The organism is Prosthecodimorpha staleyi (genome assembly GCF_018729455.1).
In the GTDB taxonomy this organism is placed as follows: domain Bacteria; phylum Pseudomonadota; class Alphaproteobacteria; order Rhizobiales; family Ancalomicrobiaceae; genus Prosthecodimorpha; species Prosthecodimorpha staleyi.
On record NZ_JAHHZF010000009.1, the window covers coordinates 244,485 to 257,995 of the forward strand.

General features: G+C 71.1%; 13 protein-coding genes. 3 read left to right on the forward strand and 10 right to left on the reverse strand.

From position 1 onward, the window contains the following. Positions 1–6: 6 nt before the first annotated feature. Positions 7–1,482, reverse strand: coding sequence for a 4-hydroxyphenylacetate 3-hydroxylase family protein (locus KL771_RS19050; RefSeq protein WP_261970104.1), 1,476 nt, complete (start codon positions 1,480–1,482; stop codon positions 7–9). Between the two features lie 246 nt (positions 1,483–1,728). On the opposite strand from KL771_RS19050, the gene KL771_RS19055 reads away from it, so the two are divergent. Both KL771_RS19055 and KL771_RS19060 read left to right on the forward strand, forming a co-directional pair. Continuing rightward, complete coding sequence (locus KL771_RS19055) at positions 1,729–2,625, forward strand: polysaccharide deacetylase family protein (RefSeq protein WP_261970105.1); 897 nt, start codon at positions 1,729–1,731, stop codon at positions 2,623–2,625. Between the two features lie 13 nt (positions 2,626–2,638). Then, positions 2,639–3,529: an NAD-dependent epimerase/dehydratase family protein gene (locus tag KL771_RS19060; RefSeq protein ID WP_261970106.1), complete on the forward strand. Its 891-nt coding sequence runs from the start codon at positions 2,639–2,641 to the stop codon at positions 3,527–3,529. 33 nt (positions 3,530–3,562) lie between these two features. On the opposite strand, the gene KL771_RS19065 is transcribed toward KL771_RS19060, so the two are convergent. Both KL771_RS19065 and KL771_RS19070 read right to left on the reverse strand, forming a co-directional pair. Next, complete coding sequence (locus tag KL771_RS19065; protein ID WP_261970107.1) at positions 3,563–5,041, reverse strand: gamma-glutamyltransferase; 1,479 nt, start codon at positions 5,039–5,041, stop codon at positions 3,563–3,565. 39 nt (positions 5,042–5,080) lie between these two features. After that, positions 5,081–6,292: a M20/M25/M40 family metallo-hydrolase gene (locus KL771_RS19070; RefSeq protein ID WP_261970108.1), complete on the reverse strand. Its 1,212-nt coding sequence runs from the start codon at positions 6,290–6,292 to the stop codon at positions 5,081–5,083. A gap of 99 nt (positions 6,293–6,391) precedes the next feature. Here KL771_RS19070 and KL771_RS19075 point away from each other — a divergent pair, with 99 nt between their 5' ends. Then, positions 6,392–7,168, forward strand: a complete 777-nt coding sequence (locus tag KL771_RS19075) for an SDR family NAD(P)-dependent oxidoreductase (RefSeq protein ID WP_261970109.1) — start codon at positions 6,392–6,394, stop codon at positions 7,166–7,168. 11 nt (positions 7,169–7,179) lie between these two features. On the opposite strand, the gene KL771_RS19080 is transcribed toward KL771_RS19075, so the two are convergent. The 7 genes from KL771_RS19080 to KL771_RS19110 are packed head-to-tail and all read right to left on the reverse strand — an operon-like array spanning position 7,180 to position 13,099. After that, positions 7,180–7,353, reverse strand: a complete 174-nt coding sequence (locus KL771_RS19080) for a hypothetical protein (protein ID WP_261970110.1) — start codon at positions 7,351–7,353, stop codon at positions 7,180–7,182. After that, positions 7,350–7,790 (reverse strand): hypothetical protein, encoded by a 441-nt coding sequence (locus tag KL771_RS19085; protein ID WP_261970111.1) that lies wholly within the window; start codon positions 7,788–7,790, stop codon positions 7,350–7,352. Before KL771_RS19085 ends, KL771_RS19080 begins: the two co-directional genes overlap by 4 nt. Then, positions 7,787–9,391: a GMC family oxidoreductase gene (locus KL771_RS19090; RefSeq protein WP_261970112.1), complete on the reverse strand. Its 1,605-nt coding sequence runs from the start codon at positions 9,389–9,391 to the stop codon at positions 7,787–7,789. The genes KL771_RS19085 and KL771_RS19090 overlap by 4 nt, the downstream gene beginning before the upstream one ends. Before the next feature lie 7 nt (positions 9,392–9,398). Next, positions 9,399–9,953: a VOC family protein gene (locus tag KL771_RS19095; protein ID WP_261970113.1), complete on the reverse strand. Its 555-nt coding sequence runs from the start codon at positions 9,951–9,953 to the stop codon at positions 9,399–9,401. A gap of 3 nt (positions 9,954–9,956) precedes the next feature. Next, positions 9,957–11,090: an acetoin dehydrogenase dihydrolipoyllysine-residue acetyltransferase subunit gene (locus KL771_RS19100; RefSeq protein ID WP_261970114.1), complete on the reverse strand. Its 1,134-nt coding sequence runs from the start codon at positions 11,088–11,090 to the stop codon at positions 9,957–9,959. Continuing rightward, positions 11,087–12,100: an alpha-ketoacid dehydrogenase subunit beta gene (locus tag KL771_RS19105; protein WP_261970115.1), complete on the reverse strand. Its 1,014-nt coding sequence runs from the start codon at positions 12,098–12,100 to the stop codon at positions 11,087–11,089. The genes KL771_RS19100 and KL771_RS19105 overlap by 4 nt, the downstream gene beginning before the upstream one ends. Before the next feature lie 30 nt (positions 12,101–12,130). After that, complete coding sequence (locus KL771_RS19110) at positions 12,131–13,099, reverse strand: thiamine pyrophosphate-dependent dehydrogenase E1 component subunit alpha (protein WP_261970116.1); 969 nt, start codon at positions 13,097–13,099, stop codon at positions 12,131–12,133. Positions 13,100–13,511 lie beyond the last annotated feature (412 nt).

Genomic DNA, 13,511 nt, shown 5'->3' on the forward strand with positions numbered 1-13,511 from the left:
GGGCGCCTATTCGGCGGCAGCCCGCGCGGGCCAGTCCGGGCGGGGCGAAAGGGCGAGGGCCGCGTCGGCGAAGGCGGTCGCGCCGGCCCAGTCGTAGGTGCGGTTCATGTTGGCGTGGTTCACGTAGGGGGCCCCGGCATAGAACATCTCGTACTGCACGTGCCGGGACGCGAATTCGGATCCGAGCGCGTCCCAGGCGAGCTTCATGACGCCGACGCGACCGACCGCATCCGTCGCCGAGGAGACCTGCGTCGCCTCGATCAGGGCGCGGATCTCGGGGTTTTCCAGGTCGCGCACCGACGAGGGCAGCATGATGACGCCGCCGCCGGCGAGATCCCGGATGGTGTTGACGAAGCGCGGGTAGAGCTCCTGCGTGTAGGTCTGCGCCGCGTAGAGAAGGTGCGCGGACGGGACCCAGTAGGGGCCGAAGCGACGGCCCGCCGCTTCCATGCCGGCGACCATGCCCTCCACGATCGACGCGTCGGCCGCGAGCCGCGCCAGCGTGCCCTCGATCTGCGGCATGCCGGCCGACCCGTTGACTTCGGCGATCCGGCGGGCGAGCCCGACCAGGAAGCGGAGCTTTACCGCAAGGCGGATCTGCGACTGGTAGTTCTGATAGACATGCGTCGGCGTGCCATGCCATTGCGTCCGCGCGGCGTCGACGTCGCCATGGACGAAGACGCGCTCCCACGGGACCTTGACCTGGTCGAAGACCACGACGGCGTCGTTCTCGTCGAACCGGCTCGACAGCGGATAGTCCCAGGACGTGGTAACGCCGGCCTCGTAGGAGCGGCGCGACAGGAGCACGATGCCGGGCGTGGCCATCGGCATGGCGAAGCTGAGCGCATAGGCGCCCTCGCCCGCCTTCAGCGGCTGGATGTTGCCGACGAAAATCTCGTCCGCCATGACCGAACTGGTGCCGAGCATCTTGGCGCCGCTGACGGTGATGCCGTCGGCGTCCTCGTCGACCGCATGGAGCACAAGGTCGCGCGCCTGGGACGACGCCGACTTGGACTTGTCGGCCTGCGGGTTCTGGATCACGTAGGTGACGAAGAGGTCGCGGTCGCGCGCGTACTCAAAGTAGTCGCGGAACGCGACCGCGCGCCGGGCATCGTGCTGCGCCATCACGTCGTGCCCCATCATCAGGCCGGACAGGGCGGTGGCCAGATGGTCGGGCGACCGGCCGAGCCAGCCGAAATTGAGCGCCGACCAGGCCTCGATGGCGCGGCGACGTTGGACCAGATCGTCGGGCGACAGGGGCAGCTGCCAGGCGCGGTTGACGCGCCGCCCGGTCGGGGTCTCGAAGGTCATCAGGTCGCGGTTCTCGGGCGCGGCCTGGAAGTCGTAGAGCCGGGCGAAGGAAGCCACCGTGCCGCGATAAGCCGGGTCGGCGGTCACGTCGGCGACGCGGCGGCCCTCGAGATGGATGCGGCGGCCGTCCTTCAGGGCGGCGAGATAGGCGGCGCCGTTGCGGATGGGCATGAGGTCTCGTTCCTTCGCTGCGAAATGTCCGATCCGATCAGGCTAACGCGAATTGCGTGATATGCAAGTAACTTGCATGAACTGATGGCGATTGGCCGCCGGCGCCGAGATGCGGCGGTCCGTCCCCGTCCTGTCGGAAAGCGACCGGCCTCGCCCAAGCGGTGACCATTTCGCCTCTGAAACCGGCTTGCTTCTGATGCAAGGGTCCTTAGGCTTTGCACCGATATCCGACCGGAGCCCGCGCCCATGATCGACGACCGCGACTATGTCGGCTACGCCGATAATCCGCCGGACCCGCAATGGCCGGGCGGCGCGCGCATCGCGGTCAACATCAATCTGAACTACGAGGCCGGCGGCGAGCGCTCGCTGATGGACGGGGACGGCGTTTCGGAAGGCGTGCTCAACGACATCGGACAGCCCTCGCTGGACGGCCTGCGCAGCCCGCTGGTGGAGTCCGTCTTTGCCTACGGGTCGCGCGTCGGCGCCTGGCGGCTGTTGGACCTGTTCCGGCGTTTCGACGTGAAAGTCTGCCTGCTCGCCGTCGCCCGGGCGGCCGCGCGCAATCCGCGGCTCGTGCGCGCCTATGCTGCGGAGGGGCACGAGATCGTCAGCCACCACTATCGCTGGCTCGACTACCAGGTGATGCCCGAGGCCGAGGAGCGCGAGCATATCCGCCTCGCTTTCGAGACGCTGGAGCAGGTGGCCGGGGTCGCACCGGTCGGCTGGATGACGGGCCGGCCGGGCGCCAACACCCGGCGCCTCCTGGTCGAGACGGGCCGGCTTCTCTACGACCGCGACTCGCTCGCCGACGAACTGCCCTACTGGGTCACGGTGTCGGACCGCAGGCATCTGGTCGTGCCCTATTCCTTCGAGACCAACGACAACCGGTTCGACCAGAACCACGGCTTCTCAACCGGCGACGATTTCGCCCGCTACATGATCGACTGCTTCGAGACGCTCTACGCAGAGGGCGCGGACCGGCCGAAGATGATGTCGCTCGCCCTGCACGACCGGCTGATCGGACGGCCCGGGCGGATCACCGGGCTGGTCCGGTTCCTCGACCACATCCGCAGCCGCGACAAGGTCTGGGTGGCGACCGGCAAGGACATCGCCGAGCACTGGATGCGGGTGCATCCGGCCTGAGGGAGGGACGACCGTGCGGCTATTGCTCACCGGCGCGGCCGGTTTCGTCGGGCGTCACCTCGCCCGGCGGCTGGCGCAGGACGGGCACGAGGTGCTCGGCACCGATCTTTCCGCCGACCCGTCCGGAGGCTGGACCGGGCTCGACCTGCGCGACCGGCCGGCCGTGATCGCCGCGCTCGCCGAGGCCCGGCCCGACCTCGTCGTCCATGCCGGCGCGATCTCCGGCCCGATGCTGGCGCGCGGCGAGCCGGCGCTGATGTTCGACGTGAACGTCACCGGCACATTGTCCGTCCTGGAGGCCATGCGCCGGGCATCGGTGCCGCGGCTGGTGCATTTCTCCTCCAACGCGGTCTACCGCGACCGGCCGGATCGCGAGCCCGTTCGTGAGGACTGGGCCACCGGCAAGACCGATCCCTATGGCGCCAGCAAGGTCGCGGCCGAAGCCATCGTCGCCGCCTATGCGGCCAGCGCCGGGATCGACACCTGGATGCTGCGGATCGCATCGATCTACGGGCCGGGGCGGACATCGCCCTACCTCGTCTCGGACCTGATCGCGGCCGGACGGTCCGGCGGATCGGTCGTGGTCACGGACGAGCGCTCCAACATGCGGCAGTTCGTGGCGGTCGAGGATGTGGTCGAGGCCGTCGCCGCGGCGGTCGGAACGCCTGCGGGCGGCTGCGTGCCCGTCAACATCACGGGCGGCGAGTATCTGTCGGAGGCCGCGATCGGCGCGATGGTGTGCGCCCATCTGCCGGCGCTCCGGCTCGACGTGGTCGCCGACAAGGGCGAGAACGGCGACGGGGCGATCGGCCCGCTCGATCTCGCCCGCGCCCGCGACCGTCTCGGCTACCGCCCGGCGATCCCGATCGCGGCCGGGATCGCCCGGCTCGTCGGCGGGGCGTGACGGCCGCGGCCGTCACGCGATGTCGCGGGCGCCTCAGACGGCGCCGCTCCAGTTCTCGCGCCGGAAGTCCGAGACCGCGTAGGGCATGGTTCCCTTGAGGCCCGCGCAGACGACCCCGCCGCCACGGATGTCGCCATAGGGCATCTCCACGACCGCATGCCCGAGTGCCTTCAGGGTGTCGAAGGCGGGATGGCCGGCTTCGATGAGCAGCTTGCCGTTCTCCGACCGCCAGCGCTGGCGGTCGATCGCGCTGGGCAGGTCGATCCCCTGCAGCACCGTCGCGGCCAGGATCTGCAGCAGGGTCTGCACCTGGCCGTCGGCACCCGGCGTCGAGATCGCGACCGCCTCGCCGTCATGCTCCATCAGCATCGGGGCCAGGGTGTGGACCGGAAGCTTGCCGGGCGCAACCTCGTTCGGCGCCCCCGTGAAGCTGCCGGCGCGGTTGTTGAGGACGAAGCCGCCCTCGGGCACGTAGATGGCGGACCCGAAATTGTCGAAGACCGAGAAGAGCGACGAGATCACCATCCCATCGGCATCCGCGACCGCGACCCCGGCCGTATGCAGATAGCCGCGCGGCCCGCCGCGGCCGGAGGCCCGGTCGAGGTCGACCGGCAGGTCGACGGCAAGCAGGGCCGCGCCCTCCGCGCAGCGGTCGCGATAGGCGAAGGAGCCCTCGGTCAGTTCGACGGCGGCGTGTTCCACGCGGTCGAGCGGTACGGTGCCGAGCTTCTCGAAACCGTTCAGCGCCATGGCGAGCAGGATGCCCTGCGACATCGGCGGCTGCACATGCACGGTCCGCCCCGCCCAGGCGACCGAGATCGGCGCCGTGACGGTCGTCTGGTGGCCGGCCATGTCACCGGGTGTCATCAGCCCGCCGCGCGCCGCCACCGCCTGCGCCACCGCGGCACCGACCGGGCCGCCGTAGAACCAGTCGGCGCCGTCCCGGGCGATGCCTGACAGCGTGGCGGCAAGTTCGGGCTGGCAAACCAGATCATGCGCCTTGGCAGTCAGGAAGACGGAGGCTTCGGCGCCGCCGCGGACCAGCCGCGCGCGCTGCTGGCCGACGGTATGGACGAGACGCGGCCGGACGCGCATGCCGTCGCGTGCGATCCGGATCGCGGGTGCGAGGCTCTGGGCGAGCGGCAGGCGGCCGAAGCGGCGGGCGAGTTCCGCCCATCCGGCGACGAGACCCGGCACGTTGACGGACGTGCCGTCGTCGCGGATCGCCTCTGGGACGCCGGAAGACGGCGCCGCACCGGCGGCGTTGATCGCGGTGACCTGCCCGGGCGCGGTGCGGACCAGGAAGAAGCCGTCGCCGCCGACGCCGCCGGCCTCGGGGATGAGCACGCCGATCACAGCCTGGGCGGCGACGGTGGCATCCGCCGCGTTGCCGCCCTGCTCGATGATCGCCTGGGCGGCCGCGGTCGCAAGTGGATGCGCCGCCGAGATGGCGGCACGAATGCCGAACACGGCCGGGCGGGACTTGGAGGAAAAGGGATCCGGCAGAAGCATGTTCGGGCCTCGAGGGTCGGTGTTCGGCAAATGCCGGGGTCAGGTCGGTTCGGACAGGAAGGCGAGCGCAGCGCGCACGTAGATCTTGGCGCAATCGACGACGTCCCGGGCATGAACCCAGTCGTCGACGCCGGAGACGCGATCGGCCTGCGGACCATAGCAGACCGCCGGCACGCCGAGCCGGCGCCAGCGGCTGGCATCGCTCGCGGGCAAGCGGACGACCGGGACTGCCGCTTCGCCCCGCACCGCGCCATGGGCGGCTGCCATGGCGGCGACGATCGGGCTGGAGGCCGCGGTCCAGTTCGGCTCCCAGCCCTTCAGGCGCCGGCGCGACAGGCCTTCGATCCGCCCGATCACCGCGTCGACGCGGGCCTCGATGTCGGCGATGGTCAGGCCCGGCGGGATGCGGAAATCGATCTCCGCGGTGGCCCGGGTCGCCGACTGGCTGACGAAACGGCCGCCCGCGATGGTGCCGGTGTTGACCGAGAGACGAAGGCCGTCCCGCTCGGGATGGTCCGCGACCGCGGCGATCTCGGCAGGCGGTGCCGCCGTCGTGTCGTTCCAGCGGTCGATCTCGGCGATCGCCGCGGCGAGGCGGGTGACCGCCGATGAGAGCGGGCGCGCCAGCATGCCCTGGGCAGACGGCGCGGTGGCGTCGAGCGCCAGCCACAGGAGACCCTTCTCGGCGAGCGCGAGCGCCATCGCGCCGGGTCCCTCGCCGCAGATCATGGCGTCGCCGATCAGTCCCGATTCGGTCTCCAGGAGATAGCCGGCCCCATCCGGCCCGAACACCGTCTCGTCGGCGACGGCCGTGAAGGTGATGCGACCGGACCAGGCGTCCGGGTGGGCCGCCAGCAGCTCGAAGGCGAGCGTCTGGGCCGCCACCGCGCCCTTCATGTTGCCGACGCCGAGGCCGAAGATCCGGCCGTCCCGGTGCGTCGCAGCGTGCAGCGGCACCGACCAGTCGGCGACCTCGCCCGGATGCACGGTGTCGAGATGGACGTTGAAGACGAGATGCCGGCCGGGCCCGCTGCCCTCGGCGACGGCGATGACGTTGGGTTTCTCCGGCACCTTGCGGACGGTGCGGGGGGCAATGCCGGCCGCGCTCAACCGATCGACGACGAGGTCCGCGACGGAACGCGTGTCGCCGGGCGGGTTGCTGCTGTCGGCGGCGACCAGCCGGTCGAGGAAGGCGAGGAGCGCGGGGGTGGCGGCCTCGATGGCGGCATCGAATGCGAGCGGGGCGGTCATGGCCAAGCCTCCGGGGGGTCGCAGGACGGTGGCATGTCGTTTGCGTCTTGCGCAAAGGACTTGCGGATGGCCGCAGGCCCGATACCGGAGGGCGACGACTTGGCGGGACTGTTGCAGGACAAGGTGGCGCTGGTCACCGGCGGCGCGCAGGGGATCGGGCTCGCGGTCGCGCGCGCCTTCCTGGCCGAGGGCGCCGCCGTGGCGATCGCGGACGTGCGCGCCGACGTGCTGGAGGCCGCGGCGGCGGGGCTGCCGGGCCGGGTCCTGCCGGTCGCCCTCGACGTGACCGACGAAGCGGCGACCGAGATGGCGGTCGCGCGGATCGAGGCGGACCTCGGCCCGCTTGCGATCGCGGTGCCCAATGCCGGCATCCTGGTCCTGAAGCACGGGGTCGAAACCGGGGTCGACGAGTTCCGCCGGGTGCTCGACGTGAACCTGACCGGCGCTTTCGTGACCGCCAAGGTCGCGGCCCGGCGCCTGCTGGCGCACGGCAAGGGCGGCCGGATCGTATTCACCTCGTCGCTGTTCGGACTGCGCGGCGGGCGCGAGAACTCGGCCTACTCGGCCTCGAAATTCGGCATGATCGGCGTGATGCAGAGCCTGGCGGCGGAACTCGCGCCGGCCGGGATTCTGGTCAACGCGGTCTGCCCCGGGCAAATGGACACCGAGATGATCCGGCAGCTGTTCCGCGACCGTGCCGCCATCCGCGGCGTGCCGGAAGCGGAAGTCAGGGGCGCGCTCGAGGGCCGGATTCCGGTCGGCCATCTCGGTCCGCTCGATCATCTCGCCGGAACCTACGTGTACCTGGCCTCCGACCTGTCGCGCTACGTCACCGGCCAGTCGATCACCGTGGACGGCGGCTGGCAGATCGGCTGACCCCCGCGGCGTCACGGCTGAACGGCCTCGGCACGACGGCCGACGATCCGGGCGCCGGTCTGCGGGGCGGTTGCGCCCTCGCTGCCGGCGCCCGCCTCCCGGTTGAGCACGGCGCGCACCGCCGGGCCATGGGCATCGCGGCGCGTGGAGCGGTTGGAAACCTGGCTGACCGGATCGGACGTCATTGCGGACTCGCAGTTGGACACTCGGATGCCTCCGGATCGACCGGAACGCGCGGATCGCGCCAGCGCGGCGGCGCCGCCATCATGGCGACGGCCTGCTCCTCGGCCCCGAACCCGTCGCGCGGCAGGGTGAGAGCCTGCTGGCCGTCATAGCCGATAGCGTGGCGGACGGCGGGGCTGAGGAAATAGGCGCCGAAGACGAGTTCGAGCAGGGCTTCGAAGCCCGGACGGTCGGCGGCCGCGCAGGCCTCGACATCGTCCGGCCCGAAGGCCTCCGGCAGGGCGGCCAGGATCCGGTCCGGCACGCCGGCGAGATCCGGACGGATCTTGAGGACGCGGGCGATCAGGGCCCCTGCGGGATCGGCCGCCGAGTAGGCCGGGCTTGGCCCGCGGCCCGGCACGAGCAGATCGAACAGCTGCGTCCGGCGCGGGTCGCTCATGCCGCACTCCGAATGTCGCGGCGCCCGGCGACCAGCCTTTCGGCCGCCCGCAGCGCGAGGGCCGCGGTGGTCAGCGCGGGATTGACCGAGGAGCCGGTCACGAAGGTGCTGCCGTCGACGATCATCAGGTTGGGCACGTCGTGGACGCGGTTCCAGCGGTCGACCACCGAGGTCTCCGGGTCGTCGCCCATGCGGGCGGTTCCGAGCAGGTGCCAGCCGAGATCCGGGATCAGGCCGGTCGCCTCGGTCCGGTAGGCGCCCGCCTCGCGCAGCGATTGCTCCGCCTTGGCGGTGTTGAAGGCCAGCATCCTGTGGCAGTCCTCCGAGACGCGATAGACCAGCCGCGGCGCCGGCAGCCCGTCGGAATCGGTCAGGGTCGGATGGAGTTCGACGCGGTTTTCCGGATCGGGCAGGTCCTCGCAGGACAGCCCCCAGATCGCCGTCCGGCCGAGCCAGGCGGCGACATGGTCGTGGACGGCATCGCCCCAGCGCCGGCCGTCGCGCCAGGGAAACAGCGCCGCCGAGAGCGGGCCGCCGGACGGGCCGAGATTCCATTTCGCGCCGCGCACGAAGCCGCGGGACGGATCGGATTCGGCGAATTCCATCGAATAGAGGCTCTGGCCCCAGTGGCCCTGCCAGCTCTGCATCGGTTCGTCGAAGAAGCCGACGACCCGCCCGAACGGGTGCATCATCAGCCGCCGGCCGACCTGGCCGGAGCGGGCCGCCAGGCCGTCCGGGTTGCGGCCGGAGCGCGACAGCAGGAGCAGGCGCGCGCTGCCGAGCGCGTTGGCGGCGAGGATCACGAGCGCCGCGCGGATCCGGCGGCGCTCGCCGTGGCGCACATAGACGACGCCGTCTGCCCGGCCGGCTGCGTCGAGCGTGATCTCGGCGACACGGGCATGATCGAGCACACGCGCGCCGAGCGCTTCCGCGCGCGGCCAGTGGGTCAGGTCCACGGAGGCCTTGGCGCCCTCGTTGCAGCCGTAGCCGCAGGTCGAGCGCTGCACGCAGGGCCGTCGCCCGTCATAGGGGCGCGATGCGATCGAATTGGAGCCGGGCCACCAGTGCCAGCCGAGGCGCTGATGGGCCGCGGCGACCTTCGTGCCCCAGGCGCCGACGGGCAGCTGAGGTAGCGGGTAGTCCGCACGCGGCGGATAGGCCGGGTCGCCGACGAGGCCCGAGGCGCCGAAGTCGCGGTCGATGCGATCATAGAAGGGATCGAGCTCGAAATAGTCGATCGGCCAGTCGTCGGCGACGCCGTCGAGCGACCGCACCCGAAAATCGGACGGCAGGAAGCGCATCCAGTGGGCGCCGTACAGGATGGTCGAGCCGCCGACGCCGTGGAAGAGCTGCGGCTTCATCTCCGCGTCGGTGTCGTCGACGGGCGTGTCCTCCCGCCGTCCCCGGCGGTTGGGATGGGCATGCCAGGGGCCGAGCCCCGCCACCTCGACGTCGTCGTGGCGGCCGCGATAGTCCTCGCGGTCGTGGCGCCCGCCCTGTTCCAGGCACGTCACGGCGATCCCGGCCTCGGCGAGGCGGCGGGCGACCACGGCCCCGGACAGCCCGGCGCCGACGATCAGGACATCGGTCGTTTCCACCATGGCGGCCTCACTCCGCCGGCCGCTTCGGGTGCCAGAGGCGGACCGGCGCGTCGGCCTCGTAGGCCTTGCCGCGCGGCGCCGAGCAGAGCTCCATCTGCAGGCCCCATGGCGCGAGGAAATAGACCCAGGACGCGCCGGCCGAGTTGCCCGTCGTGATCGCCATCGGTTCGCCGAGGATGCGGACGCCATGGGCCTTCAGATGGGCGACGGCGGCATGGATGTCGTCGACATAGAGGGCGATGTGGTGGCCGCCCCAATCGCTGTTGCGCGGCCGCGTGCGGACCTGGTCGGGGGCGGTGTATTCGAAGAGCTCGAGGTTGAGACCGTTCCGGCAGCGCAGGAAGGAATAGCGGCAGGTCGCCTTCGGGTCGACGTCGAGCGCCTCGGCCATGAAGGCCTCGTCCTCGGGCCGCCCGCCGATGGCGTCGCCCGCATAGACGAAGTCGGCGCCGATCACCTCGACGAAGAAGACCACGGCCGCTTCCAGGTCGGGGACGGTCAGGCCGACATGGTCAAGCCCGGCCAGGCCGGGGATGCCGCGGGCGGCAGTCGACGGGGTCATCGCTCAGACCCCCGCGCGCGCAAAACAGTCCCGCAGTGCGCGGACGACCTCCGCGGGCGCTTCGAGCTGCGGCATGTGGCCGGCACCGGCGATCCGGCTCGTCGCAACTCCTGCCGGCAGACCGGCGGCGTGGGCGATCGGGACGATCCGATCCGCCTCGCCCCAGATGACGGCGACCGGACAGGCCAGCGACGCGGCTTCGGCGCGCAGGTCCACGGCCTGCCGCCCGTCGGGAAACACGGCGGCGGCGATCGCCGCGAGCGCCTCGGGGACGCCGTCGCGGCGCTTCATGCGCAGCACGTCGTCGATCATCCGGCGCTCGACCGCGTCGGCATTGGCGAAGAGCCGTCCGAGGATGTCCTTCAAATCCTTGCGCCGCTCGGCCGCCAGGAAGCCGGCGATGTAGCCGCCGTCGATCTCGGGTCCGAAGCCGACCGGCGCCAGAAGCGACAGCGAGGCGACCGCCTCCGGCCGTGCGGCCGCAGCAGCGAGCGCGACGGCGCCGCCGAGCGAATGGCCGACGAGATGCGCGCGCGGCAGGTTGAGGGCGTCAATCAGGCCCGTTACCGCCCCGGCCAGCGTCTTCAGCGTGCCGTCGCCGATCTCGGTGCCGGAGGCGCCGTGGCCAGGCAGATCGAGCGCCAGGACCGGGCGCTCCGCGGCGAGTTGGCTTTCGACGAACATCCAGTTGTCGCGGTCGCCGCCGAAGCCATGGATCAGCACCACCGGTACGGCGTCGGAGGGCCCCGCCCCCGGCGTGCGGCGCAGGGCGATCGACAGGGCGCCGACCGTGACGACCTCGTCGACCGGGCCTGCATCCGTGTCGGCTGCCTCGACGACCCATTCGGCCTGCGCCGCCACGACCGCGTCGATCTCGGCGTCCGGGACGCCGGCGTCCGCGATCACGCCGATCAGCGTGCCGACGGGCACGATCCGTCCCGCCTCGACGACGGCGCGGCGCAATACGCCCGCGGCGGCGGCCGTCTCCACATTGGTGATCTTGGTCGTCTCGATCTCCGCCAGATCCTGACCCGCGGCGACCGCCTCGCCCGGCGCCACCAGCCAGCGGGCCACGGCCCCCTCCGTCATGGTCATGCCGTAGCGCGGCATGCGGACCGGCGTCACGGCGGCGCTCATCGGGTCCACCCGACGGCCTTGCGGACCGCCGCCTCGATCTTCTCGACGCTCGGGATGTAGGCGGCCTCGAGCTCCGGCGCATAGGGCACCGGGGCATGCGGCGGCGTGACCTTCTGGATCGGCGCCTTCAGCAGGCCGAAAGCCTCCTCGGCGACGATGCCGGCGATGTCGGAGGCCATCCCGCAGCGCGGATAGGCCTCGTCGACGATGACGAGCCGGCCGGTCTCTTCGAGCGTCTCGACGATCGTGTCGATGTCGATGGGCGAGGTCGTGCGCGGGTCGACCACCGTCGCCTCGATGCCGTCGCGGGCGAGCCGGGCCGCCGCCTCCATGGCGCGGCCGACCATGCGGCCATAGGCCACGATGGTGACATCGCCGCCGTCGCGCAGCACGCCGGCCTCGCCGAAGGGCACCACATAGGCGCCGTCCGGCACCTCGCCCATGTCGTCATACATCGCCTTGTGTTCGAGGAAGATGACCGGGTCGTCGTCGCGGATCGCCTGGATGAGCAGGCCCTTGGCGTCATAGGGCGAGGATGGCACCACGACCTTCAGGCCCGGAATGTGGGTGAAAAGCGGGTAGAGCGCCTGGCTGTGCTGGCTGGCCGAGCGCGTGCCGGCCCCGAAGGTGGCGCGCAGCACCATGGGGGTGACGGCCTTGCCGCCGAACATGTAGCGGAACTTGGCGGCCTGGTTGAAGATCTGGTCGAAGCAGACGCCCATGAAATCGACGAACATGATCTCGACCACCGGCCGCAGGCCCGTCATCGCAGCGCCGGCGGCGGCGCCCACGAAGGCGCTTTCGGTGATCGGCGTGTCGCGCACCCGCTCGGGGCCGAATTCGGCGAGCAGCCCCTTGGTGACCCCGAAGGCACCGCCCCAGGCATCCTGCTCGCCTGACGCTCCTTTCCCGCCGGCGACATCCTCGCCCATGACGAAGACCCGCGGATCGCGCCGCATCTCCAGCCGCATCGCCTCGTTCAGCGCCTGTCGGAAGGACTTCCTCGGCATTGCTGGGTCTCCGTCGCGTGTCGGCGGGCTTCAGGGATAGGAGACGTAGACGTCGGTCGCGACGGTGGCGGGATCCGGTCGGGGTGCGGCGCGGGCCGCCACGACGGCGCCCTCGACCGAGGCCGCCGCCTCGGCATCGATGGCGTCGAGTTCGGCCTCGTCGATCAGGCCGGCCGGCACGACCTTGGCGCGGAAGACCTTCAGGCAGTCGCGCTCGGATCGCATCGACTGCTTTTCGGCCGGGGTCCTATAGGTGTCGGCGTCGCCGCTGAAATGGCCGAGATAGCGCGGCACGGTGATGTGCAGGACCGTCGGTCCCTCGCCGGCGCGGCCGCGCGCCACCGCGCGTCCGGCCGCCTCGTGGACCGCGAAGACATCGGTGCCGTCGACCCGTTCGGCCGGGATGCCGTAGCCGGCGGCCCGGACGACGATGTCGCCCGCGACGGCCCAACTCGACGCGGTCGCCTCCGCGAAGCCGTTGTCTTCGATGGCGAAGATCACCGGAAGGTCCCAGACCCGGGCGAGATTGAGGGATTCCGCGGTCGTGCCCTGATTGAAGCCACCGTCGCCCGTATAGGCGACCGCCACGGCGCCGGAGCCGGTCAGCTTGGCGGTCAGGGCCGCCCCGCAGGCGAGGGGAGGGGCGCCGCCGACGATGCCGTTGGCACCGAGCATGCCCTTGTCGAGATCGGCGATGTGCATCGAGCCGCCCTTGCCGTGGCAGATGCCGGTCGCGCGGGCGAAGATCTCGGCCATCATGCCGTCGACATCGCATCCCTTCGCGATCGAGTGGCCATGTCCGCGATGGGTCGAGGCGACGCGGTCGATATCGGTCAGGTGCATCGAGATGCCGACCGCGGAGGCCTCCTGCCCGGCATAGAGGTGGGTCGAACCGGGGATGTCGCCCGACGACATCTCCCGCTGGACCCGCTCCTCGAAGACGCGGATCAGCGCCATGGTCCTGTAGGCCTTCAGGAGGTCTGCCCTGGCAAGCTGCATGGGTCTCCCCGTCCTCGCGGGACGCAAGGGCGTCACTGGATTCAAATCTAACGAACCAGAGTTGCGTGGTAAAGAAGTGACTTGCATTGAAATCGGGCACGGAACGGCCTGATTTTCGGCAGCCCAGGCGGGTGGTTCCCGCATCCCGGCGCAGCGCCGCAAAAGGCCCTGGCGCGCCATGGAAGATCCGGGATTGAGCAACTTTCGGGCAAGTGCCGCAGAAACCAGCGGCGCTTTGCCGCGAACGTCGCACCGTGTCCCTGCGTGAACAGGCGTTCCGGTCCGGTGGCCTTGGCACGCGGCTTGCTAATTTACCTCGGCGCAAGAGACTTGAACGGTGCGCACTTGGTTGTGCGAACGGATCCCGGCTCCTGCCCGGTGCGACCCGCAAGCGGGATGTGTCCCGGACCGC